Here is an 18,110-nt window from a genome sequence, read left to right on the forward strand (position 1 = left end):
TAGCTTCCTTATTCCCAGTCGAGCGCGCCTTTTTTCCACTCGTAGGCGAAGCCCACGACGAGGATGGCGAGAAAGATCATCATGGCCCAGAAGCCGACGGCACCGATCTCCTTGAGCGCAATGGCCCACGGAAAGAGAAAGGCAATTTCGAGATCGAACAGGATGAAGAGAATCGCGACGAGGTAGTAACGCACGTCGAACTTCATGCGCGCGTCCTCGAAGGCTTCAAAGCCGCACTCGTAGGGAGCGTTCTTCGCGGCGTCGGGCCGGTTGGGCCCGAGGATGTATCCGATGACCTGGGGTGCGACGCCTACGCCGACTCCGACCAGAATGAACAAAAGGACGGGGAGGTAGGAGTCGAGATTCATCGAGGTTTTTCACCGCTTGCCACCGGCAAGAAGAACCCCTGGATGAGGTTTTCTGCCGATGAGATTTGGTGCGGTCGGCGAGACTCGAACTCGCACAGCTTTCGCCACTACCCCCTCAAGATAGCGTGTCTACCAATTTCACCACGACCGCGGTTTTTACTGTTCGGATGGCATGAGGTACCTGAAACAGGCATTTGGCTTTCCGAACAGATTTAGAGTTTACCCTGAAAAGAAGCCTTTTCTCACAGGTGACTCATGAAAACGACTTGATTACTTGCCTGGGATCTGGCCCGCGCCCGAAACCGGGGCAGCAGGTGCCGAAGCAGGCGCGCTGGGAGCCCCTGCACCAGGGATTTCGTTCGCCGCACCGGAGGCCGGCGCAGCAGGTGCGCCGATGGCCGCGCGCTCGAGCAGACTGCCGCCGCTCGCAGGCCGCGCGTGGCTGAAGTAGGCCAGCAACAGCGTGCATGCAAAGAAGACAGCAGCGAGCACTGCGGTGGTGCGCGACAGGAAGTTCGCACTGCCGCTGGCACCGAAGAGGCTGCCGGCGCTGCCGCTGCCGAAGGCAGCACCCATGTCGGCACCCTTGCCGTGCTGGATCAGGATCAGGCCGATCATCACGAGGGCGGACAGCATCTGCACGCCGACGAGAAGGTTGAGGACCACGTTCATTCGTTCTTACTCCTAAGTGATACAGCCGTTGCGCTTCAGCGCGCAGCGGCGGAAATGATCTGCAGAAAGTCGGGGGCCTTGAGCGACGCGCCGCCGATGAGGCCGCCGTCGATGTCGGCCTGCGCCAGCAACTCCGCGGCGTTGGCCGCGTTCATGCTGCCGCCATAAAGAATCTGGATGCCCGCCGCATGCTCGCTGGCTGCGTGATGCAACTGCGCACGCAGCACTGCATGCACCGCCTGCGCCTGCGCCGGCGAGGCCGTCTTGCCCGTGCCGATGGCCCAGACGGGCTCGTACGCCACGACGATCTCGCTGATGCAATGGCCGTTCACATGGATCACCGCGGCCAGCTGGCGCTTGACGACCTCTTCGGTCTGCCCTGCTTCGCGCTGCGCCAGCGTCTCACCCACGCAGACGATCGGCGTGATGCCGTTCGCCAGCGCAGCAGCGGCCTTGGCCGCCACCGCGTCGTCGGTTTCGCCATGGTACTGACGACGCTCGGAGTGACCGACGATCGCATAGCGCACGCCGAAATCCTTCAGCATCGCAGCCGACTGCTCGCCCGTGAACGCACCTTGCGGATGCGCCGAGATGTCCTGCGCACCCAGCGCCAGCGCCGGCGAACCCGCCAGCAGCGATTGCAGCTGCGCGAAGTACGGCGCGGGCGCGCACAGCGCGACATCGCAGGCCGCAGGGCTTTGGGCCAGGCCCTGCTGCAAGGCCTTCACCAGCGCCTCGTTGGCGGCCAGGCCGCCATTCATCTTCCAGTTGCCGGCGATCAGCTTCTTCTTGGTCGTCATCGCGTTTTCTTCTTCACCATGTCAGCACGATCTTGCCGATGTGCTGGTTCGACTCCATCAGCGTGTGAGCCCGGGCTGCGCCGCTGGGCTCGCCCGCTGCCGCAAAGGTGCTGTGGATCACGGGTTTGATCGCACCGCTTTCGAGCAGCGGCCACACCTTCTCGCGCAGCGCCTTGGCAATGGCACCCTTGAACGCCACGGGCCGCGGGCGCAGCGTCGAGCCGGTGATCGTGAGACGCCTGCGCAGCACGAGGCCGGCATTGATCTCGCTCTTCACGCCGCCCTGCACCGCGATGATCACGAGCCGGCCGTCTTCGGCCAGGCACTCGATCTCGCGCGCCACGTAGTCGCCAGCGACCATGTCGAGCACCACGTCCACGCCCTTGCCGCCCGTGAGCTTCTTCGCCTCGTCGACGAAATCGCTCGTGCGGTAATTGATGGCGTGGTCGGCGCCCAGCTTCTTGCAGGCTTCGCACTTGTCGTCGCTGCCGGCCGTGACGATCACGGTGGCACCGAGCGCCTTGGCCACCTGGATTGCCGTGACGCCGATGCCGCTGGAGCCGCCCTGGATCAGCAGCGTCTCGCCCTTTTGCAGGCGGCCGCGCTCGAACACATTGCTCCAGACGGTGAAGAAGGTCTCGGGCAGCGAAGCCGCATCGGCATCGCTCCAGCCCTTGGGCACCGGCAGGCATTGCGCCACAGGCGCCACGCACAGCTCGGCATAGCCGCCGCCCGCGACGAGCGCGCAGACGTGATCGCCGATCTTGAAGCCCGCCTCGGCCAGCGCCGCAGCGTCGCCCGACACGATCTCGCCGGCCACTTCGAGGCCCGGCAGGTCGGACGCACCGGGCGGCACGGGGTAGTGCCCCATGCGCTGCAGCACGTCCGGACGATTGACGCCACTTGCCGCAACGCGGATCAGCAGCTCGCCCGCGCCGGCCACCGGGTCGGGACGCTCCGCGACGCGCAGCACCTCAGGGGCGCCGTACGAAGTGATTTCAATGGCTTTCATGGTCTTTCGGCCTCCAACGCCCGCAGATGGGGCGAAGCTTGCTGTTCAAAAGATAGCAGCGGCGGCCTGGCGCCGCCGCTGCGCCCTTCTTACTCCTGAGGCTCGCGCGGGGCCTGTTGCTGCTCGCCGGCCGGGGCCTGCGGCTGCTCGTTGCGCGGCTGCTGTTGCTGGTCGTTGAAGCGCGGTGCGCGCTCGCCACGATCACCACCACGGTCGCCGCCGCGATCGCCACGGTCCGAACGCTCGCGGCGCTCGCCGCCACGGTCGCCGCGATCACCGCGATCACCGCCACGGTCTTCGCGCGGCGGGCGCTCGCTGTACTCCATGCCGGCCGGACGCTCGGTCAGCGCCTTCATGGACAGCTTGACGCGGCCCTTTTCGTCCGTTTCGAGAACCTTGACCTTGACGATCTGGCCTTCGCTCAGATAGTCGGTCACCTTCTCGACGCGTTCGTGCGCGATCTGGCTGATGTGCAGCAGGCCGTCCTTGCCGGGCAGCAGGTTGATGAGGGCGCCGAAGTCCAGGATCTTGGTGACCGGGCCTTCGTAGACCTTGCCGATTTCGACTTCGGCCGTGATCTGCTCGATGCGCTTCCTGGCCAGCTCGGCCTTTTCGGGATCGGTCGACGCAATGGTGATGAGGCCCGGATCTTCGTCGGAAATGTTGATCGTCGTGCCGGTCTCTTCCTGCAGACCGCGGATGACCGCGCCGCCCTTGCCGATCACGTCGCGGATCTTCTCGGGGTTGATGCGCATCGTGGTCAGGCGCGGTGCGAAGCTGGAGACTTCGGCCTTGGCCTCGCCCATGGCTTCCTGCATCTTGCCCAGGATGTGCATGCGCGCTTCCTTGGCTTGCGCCAACGCGACCTGCATGATTTCCTTGGTGATGCCCTGGATCTTGATGTCCATCTGCAGCGCGGTGATGCCGTTCGTGGTGCCCGCAACCTTGAAGTCCATGTCGCCCAGGTGATCTTCATCGCCCAGGATGTCGGTCAGCACGGCAAAGCGGTTGTCTTCCTTGATCAGGCCCATGGCGATGCCCGCCACGTGCGCCTTCATGGGCACGCCGGCGTCCATCATCGAGAGGCAGCCGCCGCAGACCGAAGCCATCGACGAGGAGCCGTTCGACTCGGTGATTTCCGAGACCACGCGCACGGTGTACGGGAACTCTTCCTTGGTCGGCAGCACGGCGACGAGCGCGCGCTTGGCCAGGCGGCCGTGGCCGATTTCGCGGCGCTTGGTCGAGCCCATGCGGCCCACCTCGCCGGTGGCGAAGGGAGGCATGTTGTAGTGGAACAGGAAGCGGTCTTCGTACTCGCCGGCCAGCGCGTCGATGCGCTGTGCGTCGCGCTCGGTGCCCAGCGTGGTGATGACCAGCGCTTGCGTTTCACCGCGCGTGAACAGGGCCGAACCGTGGGTACGGGGCAGCACGGAGTTGCGGATCTCGATGGGGCGCACGGTGCGCGTGTCGCGCCCGTCGATGCGGGGTTCGCCCGACAGGATCTGGCTGCGCACGATCTTCGATTCGATGGAGAACAGCAGGTCGTTGACCTTGCCCGAATCGAAGGGCTCGCCGCTTTCCTTCAGCGCGCTCATGACGCTGGCGTTGGCTTCGCGCAGGGCTTGCGTGCGAGCTTGCTTGCTGCGGATCTGGTACACGGCGCGCAGCTTTTCTTCGGCCAGGCCCTTGACCTTGGCGACGAAGGCTTCGTCTTCGGCAGGCGCCTGCCAGTCCCACACCGGCTTGCCGGCGTCGCGCACGAGGTCATGGATCGCGTTGATGGCGATGCCGGCCTGTTCGTGGCCGAACACCACGCCGCCGAGCATGATTTCTTCGCTCAGCTGCTGGGCTTCGGACTCGACCATCAGCACGGCGGCTTGCGTGCCGGCGACGACGAGGTCCATCTGCGAATCCTTGCGGGCCGTCTGACCCGGATTCAGCACGTACTGGCCGTTGATGTAGCCCACGCGGGCCGCACCGATCGGGCCGCTGAACGGAATGCCGGAAATCGACAGCGCGGCGCTCACCCCGATCATGGCGGCGATGTCAGCGTCGACTTCGGGGTTGAGCGACACGGTGTGGATGACCACGTGCACTTCGTTCAGGAAGCCTTCGGGGAACAGCGGGCGGATCGGACGGTCGATCAGGCGGCTGGTCAGCGTTTCGTGTTCGCTGGGCTTGGCTTCGCGCTTGAAGAAGCTGCCGGGAATCTTGCCCGCGGCGTAGGTCTTCTCGATGTAGTCGACGGTCAGCGGGAAGAAGTCCTGACCCGGTTTGGCCGACTTGGAGGCGACCACGGTCGCCAGGATCACGGTGCCGTCGATGTCGACGAGCACGGCGCCATTGGCCTGACGGGCGACTTCGCCCGTTTCCATGACGACGGTCTTGTCGCCCCATTGGAACGACTTGGTGACTTTGTTGAAGAGGCTCATGTTTGCTCCTGTTTTGATAGCAGACCACGCAGGATCTGCAAGGGCCGGAGGCTTCTCAGAACACGATGCCATTCCAGTGAAGATCGATTGAACTTCATTGGAATGACACAGCTTCGCTCTGTTTGGGCGCTCCGAAAAGTGGATCGCGAAGTAAAAAACGCCTGAGCTAGCGGACTAACCCAGGCGTTTTTTCATGCGATTCGGTTTACTTGCGCAGACCCAGCTTGGCGATCAGCGCGGTGTAACGTTCAGCGTTCTTCGACTTGAGGTAGTCGAGGAGCTTGCGGCGGCGGCTCACCATGCGCAGCAGACCGCGACGGCCGTGGTGGTCCTTGGCGTGGGTCTTGAAGTGGGGGGTGAGCTCGTTGATGCGGGCGGTCAGCAGTGCGACTTGCACTTCTGGGCTGCCCGTGTCGTTGGCGGCGCGGGCGTTGTCTTTGACGACTTCGGCCTTGATGGAGGCTGCGATCATGATGATTTCCTTGTTCCGGGATGTTTGACTTGCGGTGAGCGCTGGAACTGCCCTCACCGTGCGCCTTGCGGCATGCAAAGCCTCGGGATTATAGCCCGGGCCCGATTGCCCCCGGGCCGCAGGCCATTCGCGGGCTCAGCCCTGGCGCTGCAGCTGCTGTGCCAGCCAGTTGCGCAGGCGCTCCACCCCCGCCACCAGCCGCTGAGGGTCTTTCGACGCGAAGCACCAGCGCAGCCAGCCCTGCGCCTCGGGTGCAAACGCGTTGCCCGGCGCAAGCCCCAGGCCGGCTTCGGCCACCAGCCGCTTTGCCACCTCGAGCGAGTCGCCGAAGCCTTCGAGCCTGAAGAAGGCGTACATGCCGCCCTTGGCCGACGCCACTTGCACACCCGGCACGGCCGCCAGCAGCGGCACCAGCGTGTCGCGGCACAGCTTCAGGTGCGCCACCACGCGCGGCGTGATCTCGCCCGTGTGCTCGATGGCAGTGACGGCGGCACGCTGCGTGAACACACTGGCGCACGAGGTGTTGAACTCGATCAGCTTGCCGATGCCGTCCACCATCGCGGGCGGAAGCACCAGCCAGCCCAGGCGCCAGCCGGTCATCAGGAAGCTCTTCGAGAAGCTGTGCGTCACGACGAGCCGATCGTCCGCTTTCGAGATGTCGAGGAAGCTCGGCGCGCAGCCATTGGCCGTCGGCTCGTAGTAGAGCCGCTCGTACACCTCGTCGGCCAGGATCCAGGTGCCGGTCCGGCGGCAGTGGTCGAGCACGGCCTGCTGCTCGTCGCGCGTCATGGTCCAGCCCGTGGGATTGTTGGGCGCGTTGAGGATCAGCAGCTTCGTCTTCGGCGTGACCGCTGCGCGCAGCGCCGGCAGGTCGAGCGTCCACTGCCCGTTCACCGGTACCAGCGGCAGCGTGCGGACCTGCGCGCCCATGATCGCGGGCTGCGCCGTGAGGTTGGGCCACACCGGCGTGACGGCGACCACCTCGTCGCCCGCATCGACCAGCGCCTGCACCGCGAGCATCAGCGCGCTCACGCCGCCCGAGGTCACGGCGATGCGCGAGGCGTCGACCGCCGGGTGCAGCGCGCTGGTGTAGCGCGCAATGGCCTGGCGCAACTCGGGCAGGCCGAGGTTGTGCGAATAGAAAGTCTCGCCGCGCTGCAGCGACTCGATGGCCGCCTGGCGGATCACCTCGGGCGTGACTTCGTCGCTTTCGCCGAACCAGAACGCCAGCACGTCGTCGCGCCCCATGCCGGCGTTGGCGACTTCGCGGATCTTCGATGCTTCGAGGTTGTGGATGGCTTCACGCATGTCCTGTGTTCCTGGTGTTCGGGGGTTGGGTTACGAAGGTCTCTTCATCTTGCACGACGTCGGCAGCTCGGCGCGCTCGGGCGCGATGGTCTTCACCACGCGAAAGCCGTACCCGGAGCCCTCGACATCGAACTGCACGCCCGGCCTGCCCTGCCGGTCCATCACGCCCACCACGAGCTGCTGCTGGAACTGGTGATCGGTGGCGCGCATGCGGCCGCGCTGGCCGTAGAGGCTCACGTCGGCCTGTTCCAGTGCGCGCGCGAGCGGCACCGCATCGACGCTGCCCGCGCGTTCGACGGCCTGCGCGAGCGCCTCGACCATCAACTGCAGCCGCATGTGCACATAGTCGTCGGCCGGCTTCGGAAAACGTGCGCGAAAGGCGCGATAAAAGGCTTCCGACTGCGGGGTCTGCACGTTCGGCAGCCAGTCGGCCACCGCGATCACGCGGCCGATGCCCGCGTCGCCGATGGCGGCCGGGGCACCCAGCGCATTGCCGTAGAAGGTATAGAAGGTTCCGTTGAAACCCGCCTCGCGCGCGGCCTTCACCAGCAGCGTGAGGTCGTTGCCCCAGTTGCCCGTGACCACGGCCTGCGCGCCGCTGGCGATGATCTTGGTGGCATAGGGCGCGAAGTCCTTCACCTTGCCCATGGGATGCAGTTCGTCGCCGACGATCTCCACGTCGGGACGCTGCGCGCCGAGTTGCCTGCGCGCCTCGCGCAGCACCGCCTGCCCGAAGCTGTAGTCCTGCCCGATCAGGTACACGCGCTGGAGCGCGGCGTCGTCCTTCACCGCGGCCATCAGCGCGGCCACGCGCATGTCGGCATGCGCATCGAAGCGGAAGTGCCAGAAGCTGCAGCGCTCGTTGGTGAGCACCGGATCGACCGCCGCGTAGTTGAGAAAGATCACGCGCCGCGACGGATCGCGCTCGTTGTTCTTGTCGATGGCATCGACCAGCGCCGACGCAGTGGCCGACGAGTTGCCCTGCAGCACGATGCGCGCGCCGTCGTCCATCGCGGCGCGCAGCGCGGAAAGCGCTTCCTCGTTCTGACCCTTGCTGTCGTAGCGGTCGAGTTGCAGGGGCCGCGCACCGCCGGGCAGCTTCACGCCGCCGCGTGCGTTCACCCGCTCCACCGCCCACAGCAGGTTGCGAAATACCGCCTCGCCGGTGTTCGCGAACGGGCCGCTCATGCTTTCGATCAGGGCCAGGCGGATGGGTGCGGGAGGCGACGACGGCGCTGCTTGCGCCAGCGCGGCGAAGGGCCTCGCGCATAGCGCCAGCGCCGCGAATTTCAAGGCCTCGCGGCGCCAAATAAAGGGGGGATTCATTGTCTTGAAACGCGTGCGGCTGCGCCTAGATGAGGTGTCAAGCGGCACTCACGATTGAACGGCCGCGCAGTGTAAGGGACACACATTCCTTGTCCCCATTGTGTTGATTCAGGAGTTCTTCATCATGTTTTTCGCACCCACCATCCGCACCGCCCGCTTCGCTCCCCGCGCCTATGACCGCGCCTTCGAACGCTTCGCCAGCGAAGCCTTCGCCGGCACCGGCCGTTCGCCGCTCGTGGAACAGGACGACACCAGCTGGACCCTGTCGCTCGACGTGCCGGGCCTTGCTCGCGAAGACCTCGTGATCAACATCGAAGGCCCCGTGGTGCGCATCGACAGCAAGGCCGAAGCCAAGCGCCAGTTCAAGGCCGCCTACGAGCTGCCGCTGGACATCGACGTGACCGCGAGCGACGCCAAGCTCGAGAACGGCGTGCTCACGCTCAAGCTCGGCAAGCGCGTTCCGGTGAGCACGGCCGCGCAGTTGCAAATCAACTAGTTCGGCCCAAGCCCACAAGAAGAAAGTGTCACCAAAGGTTCACTTTGACTTTGAACATGCTCCCTATCCACAATAGGGCCGCATAACGTCACATCATGTGACGTTTTCTTAGTACTTTCTTCTTCGTGGGCGTCTCGTAAACGCATCGAGTTCCATGACGGTGCGGGTCGGGTGCCCCCTCACGGCACCATGCAAACACATCTCCAACCCGCCAGTCCCGACGAACAGTCAGACACGCTCCTGATCTTCCTGCCGGGTGCGTACCTCAAGCCCGACGAGTTCGAGCGAGAGGGATTCATCGCCGCAGTGCGCGAACGCCACCTGGCAGCCGATGCGTTGCTGGTCGATGCGGACGTCTCCTACTACTACGAGCAGACCCTGAGCGACCGCCTGCACGCCGATGTCATCGAGCCGCAGCGCGCCAAGGGCTACAAGTCGATCTGGCTCGTGGGCATTTCCATCGGCGGCTTCGGCGCCTTGATCCACGAGCTGGCGCGCCCGGGCTCCGTGGACGGCATCGTGGCCCTGGCGCCCTACCTCGGGCGGCGCGTGCTCGGCGCGGAGATCAAGAAGGCCGGCGGCCTGCGCACATGGCAGGCCCCGACCGGCCCGCAGCCCGACGAGGAACCCGACCGCAAGTTGTGGCCCTTCTTCCAGCAGTACCTGCAGGACCAGACCTCGAAGGACCTGCCGCCGCTCTACCTGGGGTTCGGTCTCGAAGACCGCTTCGTCAACAACCACAGGCTGCTGGCCGACGCCCTGCCGTCGGGACGGGTGTTCACCACCGAAGGCGGCCACGACTGGCCGCAATGGCGCCAGCTCTGGCGCAACATGCTCGACGTGCTGCCGCTGCCGTCGATCGGCCGAGCACGTCAACCGGTTACGCAGTCTCTGGCAGCGTCGCCTCGGGCGACAGCGACGCCATGGGCCATCGCGGCTTGACGTCGAACGCGTAGCGCTCGCTGGCCTGCGACAGGCCGGATTGCAGGCGCATCGCGGCAGCCATGGCGATCATGGCGCCGTTGTCGGTGCACAGGTGCAGCTCGGGGTAGTGCACGCGCACCCGGCGCTTGGCGCAGGCGGCATTCAGTTGCTCGCGCAGATTCGTGTTGGCCCCCACCCCACCCGCCACCACCAGGCGTTTCAGGCCGGTCTGGTCGAGCGCGGCGAGCGATTTCTTCAACAGCACCTCGACGATGGCCGCCTGCGTGGACGCCGCCAGGTCGGCCTTGTTCGCCTCCAGCGTGTCGCCGAGCTTCTTGGCCTGCGTGAGCACGGCGGTCTTCAGGCCGGCGAACGAGAAGTCGAGGTCGCCGCTGTGCAGCAGCGGGCGCGGCAGCTTGAAGGCCGTGGCATTGCCGCCCTCGGCCAGCTTCGCGAGCCACGGGCCGCCGGGGTACGGCAGGCCCATGAGCTTGGCGCTCTTGTCGAAGGCCTCGCCGGCCGCATCGTCGATGGTCTCGCCGAGCAGCGCGTAGCGGCCCACGCCGTCCACCCGCATCAGCTGCGTGTGGCCGCCCGACACCAGCAGCGCGACGAACGGAAACTCCGGCGGATCGGCGCTCAGGAACGGCGACAGCAGGTGCCCTTCGAGGTGATGCACGCCCAGCACCGGCTTGCCCAGCGCCACGCCCAGCGCGCAAGCCACGCCGGCACCCACGAGCAGCGCGCCCGCCAGGCCCGGGCCGCGCGTGTACGCCACCACGTCGATGTCGGCGAGCGAACGGCCGGCCTCGGCCATGACGGCTTCGGTCAGCGGCAACACGCGACGGATGTGGTCGCGGCTGGCCAGTTCGGGCACCACGCCGCCGTAGGCCTGGTGCATGGCGATCTGGCTGTGCAGCGCGTGCGAAAGCAGCACCGGCAGCGCGTCGCCGTGCGACTCGACCAGCGCCACGCCGGTTTCATCGCAGGATGATTCGATTCCCAACAAGAGCATGCCGCCGAGTGTAGGTGGCGCCTGCCGCGCCCGTCCCGCGAAGGGACAAGCGCGCGCCGGAGGCACGGATGTTGCAATACTTGAAACGACCCTGCGCATTCCCCGCGCCCCACCATGAAATCCGGACTGAGCTTCCTCATCGCGGCACGCCGCTGCGAAATCGACGAACTGGACCAGCTCGCCCGCACCAGCGAGCTGGTGAGCGTGATCGGCCGCCTGGTGCACGCGCTGCAGCGCGAGCGCGGCATGTCGAACATCTTCCTCGCCACCCGCGGCGCCCGCTTCGCGGAACAACGCGGCCCGCAGATCGCCGAATGCCTGGCGCTCGAGCAGGCGGTGCGCGCCGGCTTCGACCAGTTGGCAACCGAGGACCACCGCGGCGTGGGCGCGGGCAACGGCGCGCGACTGTTCAGCCGCATCGCCTTCGTGCTGCCGGGACTGGACGCACTGCCCGCCTTGCGCCGCCGCATCGACGCACTGGAACTCAAGCCGGCACAGGCGGTCGCCGCCTTCGCCAAGCTGGTCGCCGGCCTGTTGTCGGTCGTGTTCGAAGCGGCCGACGGCGCCGCCGACCCCGAGATCTCGCGCCTGCTTGTCGCAATGTTCAACTTCATGCAGGGCAAGGAGTTCGCCGGCCAGGAGCGCGCTTTCGGGGCCGCCGCGCTCGCGCTGGGCCGCAGCGACGAGGCGCAGCGCCTGCAATGGCTGCACCTGATCGAGTCGCAGGAGCGTTGCTTCCAGGTCTTCACCGACTTTTCGGGCGACACCGTGCTCGCGCTGTGGCGCGACAGCCAGCCTGACGCCATGCTGGCCGAGCTGGAGCGCATGCGGCGGCGCGGCGCCTCCCCCGCCCAGGCCGACGCCCCGCTGAGCCAGGCCTGGTTCGACTGCTGCACCCGCCGCATCGACGCCATGAAGACGGTGGAAGACCGCCTGGCCGCCGACCTGCGCGCGCTGTGCGAGCACAAGACCGCGCAGGCGCGCCACGAGCTGCAGGAGTACCAGCAAGTGCTCGACACGCTGGCCCCGCAGGCCGGCGCGCTGTTCTTCGACGATGCCGACGCCCAGGCCGCCGCGCCCGCGCAGTTCGGCAGGCACCTGGAGCGCTCGGTGGTCGACATGGTCCGCGAGCAGTCGCTGCGCCTGCAGGCCATGAGCGACGAGCTCGAGACCGTGCGCGCCTCGCTCAACGAACGCAAGGTCGTCGAGCGTGCCAAGGGCCTGCTGATGGCGCACCGCCGCCTCAGCGAAGAAGACGCGCACAAGATGCTGCGCCAGACCGCCATGAACCAGAACCGGCGGCTGGTGGACGTGGCCGAGTCGATGCTGGCCATGGCCGACTACCTGCCCGTGGTCGACCGCGCGCCACCGCGCTGAAACGCAAAGGGCAAAGGTTTCAACTTGGTGCAGCGCACAACAAACGTGCCCGCGCCGCTTTCATAGGCCAATACGGCGTTTGCCCTCGTCGACAGGCCGCGTCACGCTTCTTTATTGATAGCAAGCCGGTGGCCTGACCAGCTGGCACAGTGTTTGCGTGTAAGCATGCCTAGAGACCCCCCAATGGGTCTTCAGGCAGGCGGCACCCAACGGCGGGTGCTTCTCACCTGACCGGACAAAGGCGTCCGCATCCCGCAAGGGCTCGTTCTCGAGCAGCCCCTGCGCGGTGCGGACGCCTTTTTTCGTTTCCGTTTTGGTTTCGTCTTTTCTGTTTGTTCGTCTTCCACCGGAGCCCCGCCCCATGACCGATCTGCTCAAAACCCGCCTCAGCCGACGCCGCGTATTGCAAGCCGCCGCGATCGGCGCCGTGGGCATCGACCCCGCCCTGCGCTCGGCCGTCTGGGCCGCGGGCTCGGACAAGCCCGAGAAGGAAGAAGTGAAGATCGGCTTCATTCCGCTGACCGACTGCGCCAGCGTGGTCATGGCCTCGGTGCTGGGCATCGACAAGAAGTACGGCGTGAAGATCGTCCCCAGCAAGGAAGCCAGCTGGGCCGGCGTGCGCGACAAGCTGGTCAACGGCGAGCTCGACTTCGCCCATGTGCTCTACGGCCTCGTCTACGGCGTGCACGTGGGCGCCGGCGGCCCGAAGAAGGACATGGCCGTGCTCATGACCCTGAACAACAACGGCCAGGCCATCACGCTGTCGAAGAAGCTGGCAGACAAGGGGGCCGTCGATGCCGCCTCGCTGGCCAAGCTCATCGCCACCGAGAAGCGCGAATACACCTTCGCCCAGACCTTCCCCACCGGCACCCACGCCATGTGGCTGTACTACTGGCTCGCCTCGGCCGGCATCGATCCGTTCAAGGACGTGAAGAACATCACCGTGCCGCCGCCGCAGATGGTCGCCAACATGCGCATCGGCAACATGGACGGCTACTGCGTGGGCGAGCCCTGGGGCCAGCGCGCGATCATGGACGGCATCGGCATCACGGCCATCACCACGCAGGACATCTGGAAGGACCACCCCGAGAAGGTGCTGGGCACCACCGGCGACTTCGTCAAGAAGTACCCCAACACCGCGCGCGCCGTGACCGCGGCCATCCTGGAGGCCGGCAAGTGGATCGACGCCGGCCTGCAGAACAAGAACAAGATGGCCGAGACCATCGCCGACAAGAGCTACGTCAACACCAGCGTGGACGCCATCAACCAGCGCATCCTGGGCCGCTACACCAACGGCCTGGGCAAGAGCTGGGACGACCCCAACCACATGAAGTTCTACAACGACGGCGCCGTGAACTTCCCCTACCTGTCGGACGGCATGTGGTTCCTCACCCAGCACAAGCGCTGGGGCCTGCTGAAGGAACACCCCGACTACCTGAAGGTGGCCACCGAGATCAACCGCATTGACATCTACAAGCAGGCGGCCGCCGCCACGCAGACGCCGGTGCCCAAGGACGCGATGCGCACCAGCAAGCTGTTCGACGGCACGGTGTGGGACGGCAAGGATCCGAAGAAGTACGCCGAGTCTTTCAAGCTGCATGCCTGAGGAGAACAACATGGTCAGCGCCGTCTTTCATTCGCCCCTCGATGCGTCTCTCCCCCTGCCGCCCGCGCCAGCGCGTGCGGCGGAGGCCCCTCAACCTGCGGCCGCCCCCACGGTGCAGGGAGAGCCAAGGCAACGCACGCCCCTGGACCTGCGCGCCTTCTGGATGCACGTGCTGCCGCCGCTCGCGGGCTTCGGCCTGCTGCTGCTGGTGTGGGAACTCATTGCCGTGAACAGCACCACCGGCTTTCCCACGCCGCTGGCGGTGTGGCACCAGGCCGTGACCGTGTTCAGCGACCCGTTCTACAGCAAGGGCCCCAACGACCAAGGCGTGGGCTGGAACGTGCTCTCGTCGCTGCAGCGCGTGGCGCTGGGCTTCGGCCTGGCGGCGCTGGTGGGCATTCCGGCGGGCTTCGCCATCGGGCGCTTCGAGTTCCTCGCGCGCATGTTCAACCCGCTCATCAGCCTGCTGCGCCCGGTGTCCCCGCTGGCCTGGCTGCCCATCGGCCTGCTGGTGTTCAAGGGCGCCAACCCGGCGGCCATCTGGACCATCTTCATCTGCTCGATCTGGCCGATGGTCATCAACACCGCCGTGGGCGTGCAGCGCGTGCCTTCCGACTACATGAACGTGGCCAAGGTGCTGAACCTGAGCGAATGGAAGATCCTCACCAAGATTTTGTTCCCCGCCGTGCTGCCCTACATGCTGACCGGCGTGCGGCTGGCCGTGGGCACCGCCTGGCTGGTGATCGTGGCGGCCGAGATGCTCACGGGCGGCGTGGGCATCGGCTTCTGGGTGTGGGACGAGTGGAACAACCTCAACGTCGCCAACATCATCATCGCGATCTTCGTGATCGGCATCGTCGGTCTGGTGCTGGAGTTCGCGCTCATCAAGCTGGCCACGGCCTTCACGTTCGAAGAGGTGAAGTCATGAGCCGCACGGCCGCTCCGAAGGCAAATACCGCAGCGCTGCTGCGCGGAGGTTCCCAATGAACGACGACAGCAAGTACATCGAGATCCACGACGTCGAGCAGGCGTTCAAGACGCCCAAGGGCCGCTTCGTGGCGCTGCGCGACGTGAACCTGAACGTGGCCAAGGGCGAGTTCATCACGCTCATCGGCCACTCGGGCTGCGGCAAGTCGACGCTGCTGAACCTGATCGCCGGGCTCACCACGCCCACCCAGGGCGTGCTGCTGTGCGCCAACAGGGAAATCAAGGGCCCCGGCCCCGAGCGTGCGGTGGTGTTCCAGAACCACTCGCTGCTGCCCTGGCTCACCTGCTTCGAGAACGTGTACCTGGCTGTCGAACGCGTGTTCGCGGCCACCGAGGGCAAGGCGCAGCTGCGCGAACGCACCGATGCGGCGCTGGCGCTGGTGGGCCTCACGCCCGCCGCGCAGAAGCGGCCCGGCGAAATTTCGGGCGGCATGAAGCAGCGCGTGGGGATTGCGCGCGCGCTGTCGATGGAGCCCAAGGTGCTGCTGATGGACGAGCCCTTCGGCGCGCTCGACGCGCTCACCCGCGCCAAGCTGCAGGACGAGCTGCTCGCCATCGTGCAGAAGACGCACAGCACGGTGGTCATGGTGACGCACGACGTCGACGAGGCCGTGCTGCTGAGCGACCGCATCGTGATGCTCACCAACGGCCCGGCCGCCACCATCGGCGATGTGCTGACGGTGGACATTGCGCGCCCGCGCAACCGCGTGGCGCTGGCCGAAGACCCCGCCTATGTGCATGCCCGCAAGGCCGTCATCGATTTCCTCTACACGCGCCAGGCGCATGTGGAAAAAACGGCCGCCTGAGGCAGCTTTCGCAGGAGTACAACACCATGGACATGCGTGTGAAAAAACAGAAGCTCGTGATGGTCGGCAACGGCATGGCCGGCGTGCGCACCATCGAGGAACTGCTCAAGGTAGAGCCCGACCTGTACGACATCACGGTGTTCGGCGCGGAGCCGCACCCCAACTACAACCGCATCCTGCTGTCGCCCGTGCTGGCCGGCGAACAGACGGTGGACGAGATCATCCTCAACCCCTGGGCCTGGTACGAGGAGAACGGCATCACGCTGCACGCCGGCAAGAAGGTGGCGAGCGTCGACCGTGTCAAGCGCGTCGTGCGCGCCGAGGACGGCACCGAGGCCGCCTACGACCGCCTGCTGCTGTGCACCGGCTCCAACCCCTTCATGCTGCCCGTGCCGGGCGCCAGGCTCGAAGGCGTCATTGCCTACCGAGACATCGCCGACACCAACCTCATGATCGAGACCGCGAAGACGCACAAGCACGCGGTCGTCATCGGCGGCGGGCTGCTCGGGCTCGAAGCGGCCAACGGCCTCATGAAGCGCGGCATGCAGGTCACGGTGGTTCACGTCATGCCCTGGCTCATGGAGCGCCAGCTCGACGAGGTGGCGGGCAAGCTGCTGCAGAAGTCGCTGGAAGACCGCGGCATGAAGTTCCTGATCGGCGCGCAGACGCAGGCGCTGGTCGGTGACGCCGACGACGGCAAGGCCGGCCGGGTCACATCCATCCGCTTCAAGGACGGCCTCGAAGTGCCGACCGACCTCGTGGTCATGGCCGTGGGCATCCGCCCCAACACCGCACTGGCAGAGAGCATGCGCCTGCACGTCAACCGCGGCATCGTGGTGACGGACACCATGCAGACGGTGACCGACGCGCGCATCTACTCGGTGGGCGAATGCGCGGCGCACCGCGGCATTGCCTACGGGCTGGTGGCACCGCTGTTCGAGCAGGCGAAGGTGGCGGCCAACCACCTCGCGATGTTCGGCATCGGCCGCTACATGGGCTCGCTCACCTCCACCAAGCTCAAGGTTACGGGCATCGACCTGTTCAGCGCGGGCGACTTCCAGGGCGGCGAAGGCACCGAGGAAATCGTCATGAGCGACCCCTTCGGCGGCGTGTACAAGAAGCTGGTGATCAAGGACGACAAGCTCGTGGGCGCCTGCCTGTACGGCGACACGGTGGACGGCAGCTGGTACTTCAAGCTGCTGCGCGACGGGCGCAGCGTGCACGACATCCGCGACAAGCTGATGTTCGGGGAATCGAACATCGGCGACACCGGCCACGAAGGCCACAGCAAGGCCGCGAGCATGCCCGACGACGCCGAAGTGTGCGGCTGCAACGGCGTGAGCAAGGGCACGATCTGCAAGGCCATCAAGGACAAGGGCCTGTTCACGCTCGACGAGGTGAAGAAGCACACCAAGGCCAGCGCGAGCTGCGGCTCCTGCACCGGGCTGGTCGAGCAGATCCTGATGTTCACGGCCGGCGGCGACTACTCGGCCACGCCGAAGAAAAAGGCCGTGTGCGGCTGCACCGATGCGAGCCACCAGGACGTGCGCGACGCCATTCGCAAGGAGCACTACCTCACGCACGACGAGGTGTACCGCAACCTCGGCTGGCGCACGCCCAACGGCTGCGCCACCTGCCGCCCTGCGGTCAACTACTACCTGATCAGCACCTGGCCTAAGGAGGCGAAGGACGATCCGCAGAGCCGCTTCGTCAACGAGCGCAGCCATGCCAACATCCAGAAGGACGGCAGCTACTCGGTCATTCCGCGCATGTGGGGCGGCCACACCACGCCCGACGAACTGCGCCGCATCGCCGACGCGGCCGACAAGTACAAGATTCCGACCGTCAAGGTCACGGGCGGACAGCGCATCGACCTGCTGGGCGTGAAGAAGGAAGACCTGGAGGGCGTGTGGAAGGACATCGGCATGCCCAGCGGCTTTGCCTACGCCAAGTCGCTGCGCACGGTGAAGACCTGCGTGGGCAGCGAGTGGTGCCGCTTCGGCACGCAGGACTCCACCCAGATGGGCAAGGACCTGGAGCGCGCGCTGTGGGCCATGTACGCGCCGCACAAGGTCAAGCTGGCCGTGTCGGGGTGCCCGCGCAACTGCGCGGAATCGGGCATCAAGGACGTGGGCGTGATCGGTGTCGACTCGGGCTGGGAGCTGTACGTGGGCGGCAACGGCGGCATCAAGACCGAGGTGGCGCAGTTCCTCGTCAAGGTGAAGACCAGCGAGGAGGTGATGGAGTACGCAGGCTCCTTCCTGCAGCTGTACCGCGAGGAAGGCTGGTACCTGGAGCGCACGGTGCACTACATCGCCCGCGTGGGCCTGGACTACGTGAAGAAGAAGATCCTGGAAGATGCCGAAGGCCGCAAGGCGCTGTGGGAGCGGTTGCAGTTCGCGCTCGACGGCGAGCCCGACCCGTGGTTCGAATCGGCGCAGGCCTCGGTGGACGTGCGGCAGTTCGCGCCGCTGGCTGTCGCCGACAACGCCGCGCAGCCGGCGTGAAG

The 18,110-nt window shown here is 66.2% G+C and carries 16 protein-coding genes and 1 tRNA gene; 7 read left to right on the forward strand and 10 right to left on the reverse strand.

The features are described 5' to 3' along the window. Nucleotides 1-8: 8 nt before the first annotated feature. From AC0IYU_RS21365 to AC0IYU_RS21405, 9 genes are all read right to left on the reverse strand, one after another. A complete protein-coding gene (locus AC0IYU_RS21365; RefSeq protein WP_012748607.1) occupies nucleotides 9-368 on the reverse strand; it encodes an NADH-quinone oxidoreductase subunit A in 360 nt (119 codons plus the stop codon). Nucleotides 369-434: 66 nt separating this feature from the next. Beyond that, nucleotides 435-519: transfer RNA gene (locus AC0IYU_RS21370), tRNA-Leu, on the reverse strand. 119 nt (nucleotides 520-638) lie between these two features. Then, nucleotides 639-1,040: a preprotein translocase subunit SecG gene (gene secG, locus AC0IYU_RS21375; protein ID WP_435484258.1), complete on the reverse strand. Its 402-nt coding sequence runs from the start codon at nucleotides 1,038-1,040 to the stop codon at nucleotides 639-641. Nucleotides 1,041-1,075: 35 nt separating this feature from the next. After that, entirely contained in the window at nucleotides 1,076-1,840 is a 765-nt protein-coding gene (gene tpiA, locus AC0IYU_RS21380; protein WP_435436605.1) for a triose-phosphate isomerase, read from the reverse strand. A 13-nt stretch (nucleotides 1,841-1,853) separates the two neighbouring features. Beyond that, on the reverse strand, nucleotides 1,854-2,852 hold the full coding sequence (locus AC0IYU_RS21385; RefSeq protein WP_472120792.1) for an NAD(P)H-quinone oxidoreductase: 999 nt from the start codon (nucleotides 2,850-2,852) through the stop codon (nucleotides 1,854-1,856). Nucleotides 2,853-2,941: 89 nt separating this feature from the next. Then, the gene (gene pnp / locus AC0IYU_RS21390) at nucleotides 2,942-5,284 is read right to left on the reverse strand and encodes a polyribonucleotide nucleotidyltransferase (RefSeq protein WP_472120794.1); all 2,343 of its coding nucleotides are present in this window, start codon (nucleotides 5,282-5,284) and stop codon (nucleotides 2,942-2,944) included. Nucleotides 5,285-5,489: 205 nt separating this feature from the next. Then, entirely contained in the window at nucleotides 5,490-5,756 is a 267-nt protein-coding gene (gene rpsO, locus AC0IYU_RS21395; RefSeq protein WP_093128570.1) for a 30S ribosomal protein S15, read from the reverse strand. Nucleotides 5,757-5,891: 135 nt separating this feature from the next. Then, nucleotides 5,892-7,064, reverse strand: coding sequence for a pyridoxal phosphate-dependent aminotransferase (locus tag AC0IYU_RS21400; RefSeq protein WP_472120796.1), 1,173 nt, complete (start codon nucleotides 7,062-7,064; stop codon nucleotides 5,892-5,894). Between the two features lie 30 nt (nucleotides 7,065-7,094). Continuing rightward, nucleotides 7,095-8,390 carry a branched-chain amino acid ABC transporter substrate-binding protein gene (locus AC0IYU_RS21405; RefSeq protein ID WP_472120798.1) on the reverse strand — a complete coding sequence of 432 codons (1,296 nt, stop codon included), beginning with the start codon at nucleotides 8,388-8,390 and terminating at the stop codon, nucleotides 7,095-7,097. 124 nt (nucleotides 8,391-8,514) lie between these two features. On the opposite strand from AC0IYU_RS21405, the gene AC0IYU_RS21410 reads away from it, so the two are divergent. Beyond that, nucleotides 8,515-8,886: an Hsp20/alpha crystallin family protein gene (locus tag AC0IYU_RS21410; protein WP_472120799.1), complete on the forward strand. Its 372-nt coding sequence runs from the start codon at nucleotides 8,515-8,517 to the stop codon at nucleotides 8,884-8,886. A 189-nt stretch (nucleotides 8,887-9,075) separates the two neighbouring features. After that, nucleotides 9,076-9,828 carry an alpha/beta hydrolase-fold protein gene (locus AC0IYU_RS21415; RefSeq protein WP_472120800.1) on the forward strand — a complete coding sequence of 251 codons (753 nt, stop codon included), beginning with the start codon at nucleotides 9,076-9,078 and terminating at the stop codon, nucleotides 9,826-9,828. Here AC0IYU_RS21415 and tsaD read toward each other — a convergent pair. Further along, nucleotides 9,767-10,825: a tRNA (adenosine(37)-N6)-threonylcarbamoyltransferase complex transferase subunit TsaD gene (gene tsaD, locus AC0IYU_RS21420; RefSeq protein ID WP_435436598.1), complete on the reverse strand. Its 1,059-nt coding sequence runs from the start codon at nucleotides 10,823-10,825 to the stop codon at nucleotides 9,767-9,769. The genes AC0IYU_RS21415 and tsaD overlap by 62 nt on opposite strands. Nucleotides 10,826-10,939: 114 nt before the next feature. Here tsaD and AC0IYU_RS21425 point away from each other — a divergent pair, with 114 nt between their 5' ends. The 5 genes from AC0IYU_RS21425 to nirB all read left to right on the forward strand — a co-directional run bounded on the left by AC0IYU_RS21425 (nucleotide 10,940) and on the right by nirB (nucleotide 18,108). Beyond that, nucleotides 10,940-12,202 (forward strand): nitrate- and nitrite sensing domain-containing protein, encoded by a 1,263-nt coding sequence (locus tag AC0IYU_RS21425; RefSeq protein WP_472120801.1) that lies wholly within the window; start codon nucleotides 10,940-10,942, stop codon nucleotides 12,200-12,202. A gap of 361 nt (nucleotides 12,203-12,563) precedes the next feature. After that, nucleotides 12,564-13,808: a CmpA/NrtA family ABC transporter substrate-binding protein gene (locus AC0IYU_RS21430; protein WP_435484266.1), complete on the forward strand. Its 1,245-nt coding sequence runs from the start codon at nucleotides 12,564-12,566 to the stop codon at nucleotides 13,806-13,808. A gap of 10 nt (nucleotides 13,809-13,818) precedes the next feature. Continuing rightward, nucleotides 13,819-14,736 carry a nitrate ABC transporter permease gene (gene ntrB / locus AC0IYU_RS21435; protein ID WP_472120803.1) on the forward strand — a complete coding sequence of 306 codons (918 nt, stop codon included), beginning with the start codon at nucleotides 13,819-13,821 and terminating at the stop codon, nucleotides 14,734-14,736. Between the two features lie 55 nt (nucleotides 14,737-14,791). Then, a complete protein-coding gene (locus AC0IYU_RS21440) occupies nucleotides 14,792-15,601 on the forward strand; it encodes an ABC transporter ATP-binding protein (protein ID WP_472120805.1) in 810 nt (269 codons plus the stop codon). Nucleotides 15,602-15,627: 26 nt separating this feature from the next. Then, nucleotides 15,628-18,108: a nitrite reductase large subunit NirB gene (gene nirB, locus AC0IYU_RS21445; RefSeq protein ID WP_472120807.1), complete on the forward strand. Its 2,481-nt coding sequence runs from the start codon at nucleotides 15,628-15,630 to the stop codon at nucleotides 18,106-18,108. The last annotated feature ends 2 nt before the right edge of the window (nucleotides 18,109-18,110 follow it).

The sequence above is a fragment of the Variovorax sp. AC103 genome, assembly GCF_979254005.1.

What these genes read in the sequence shown, in the direction of transcription:
- AC0IYU_RS21365 (WP_012748607.1), bottom strand. Translation starts at nt 368, where the DNA reads ATGAATCTCGACTCCTACCTCCCCGTCCTTTTGTTCATTCTGGTCGGA.
- secG (WP_435484258.1), bottom strand. Translation starts at nt 1,040, where the DNA reads ATGAACGTGGTCCTCAACCTTCTCGTCGGCGTGCAGATGCTGTCCGCC.
- tpiA (WP_435436605.1), bottom strand. Translation starts at nt 1,840, where the DNA reads ATGACGACCAAGAAGAAGCTGATCGCCGGCAACTGGAAGATGAATGGC.
- AC0IYU_RS21385 (WP_472120792.1), bottom strand. Translation starts at nt 2,852, where the DNA reads ATGAAAGCCATTGAAATCACTTCGTACGGCGCCCCTGAGGTGCTGCGC.
- pnp (WP_472120794.1), bottom strand. Translation starts at nt 5,284, where the DNA reads ATGAGCCTCTTCAACAAAGTCACCAAGTCGTTCCAATGGGGCGACAAG.
- rpsO (WP_093128570.1), bottom strand. Translation starts at nt 5,756, where the DNA reads ATGATCGCAGCCTCCATCAAGGCCGAAGTCGTCAAAGACAACGCCCGC.
- AC0IYU_RS21400 (WP_472120796.1), bottom strand. Translation starts at nt 7,064, where the DNA reads ATGCGTGAAGCCATCCACAACCTCGAAGCATCGAAGATCCGCGAAGTC.
- AC0IYU_RS21405 (WP_472120798.1), bottom strand. Translation starts at nt 8,390, where the DNA reads ATGAATCCCCCCTTTATTTGGCGCCGCGAGGCCTTGAAATTCGCGGCG.
- AC0IYU_RS21410 (WP_472120799.1), top strand. Translation starts at nt 8,515, where the DNA reads ATGTTTTTCGCACCCACCATCCGCACCGCCCGCTTCGCTCCCCGCGCC.
- AC0IYU_RS21415 (WP_472120800.1), top strand. Translation starts at nt 9,076, where the DNA reads ATGCAAACACATCTCCAACCCGCCAGTCCCGACGAACAGTCAGACACG.
- tsaD (WP_435436598.1), bottom strand. Translation starts at nt 10,825, where the DNA reads ATGCTCTTGTTGGGAATCGAATCATCCTGCGATGAAACCGGCGTGGCG.
- AC0IYU_RS21425 (WP_472120801.1), top strand. Translation starts at nt 10,940, where the DNA reads ATGAAATCCGGACTGAGCTTCCTCATCGCGGCACGCCGCTGCGAAATC.
- AC0IYU_RS21430 (WP_435484266.1), top strand. Translation starts at nt 12,564, where the DNA reads ATGACCGATCTGCTCAAAACCCGCCTCAGCCGACGCCGCGTATTGCAA.
- ntrB (WP_472120803.1), top strand. Translation starts at nt 13,819, where the DNA reads ATGGTCAGCGCCGTCTTTCATTCGCCCCTCGATGCGTCTCTCCCCCTG.
- AC0IYU_RS21440 (WP_472120805.1), top strand. Translation starts at nt 14,792, where the DNA reads ATGAACGACGACAGCAAGTACATCGAGATCCACGACGTCGAGCAGGCG.
- nirB (WP_472120807.1), top strand. Translation starts at nt 15,628, where the DNA reads ATGGACATGCGTGTGAAAAAACAGAAGCTCGTGATGGTCGGCAACGGC.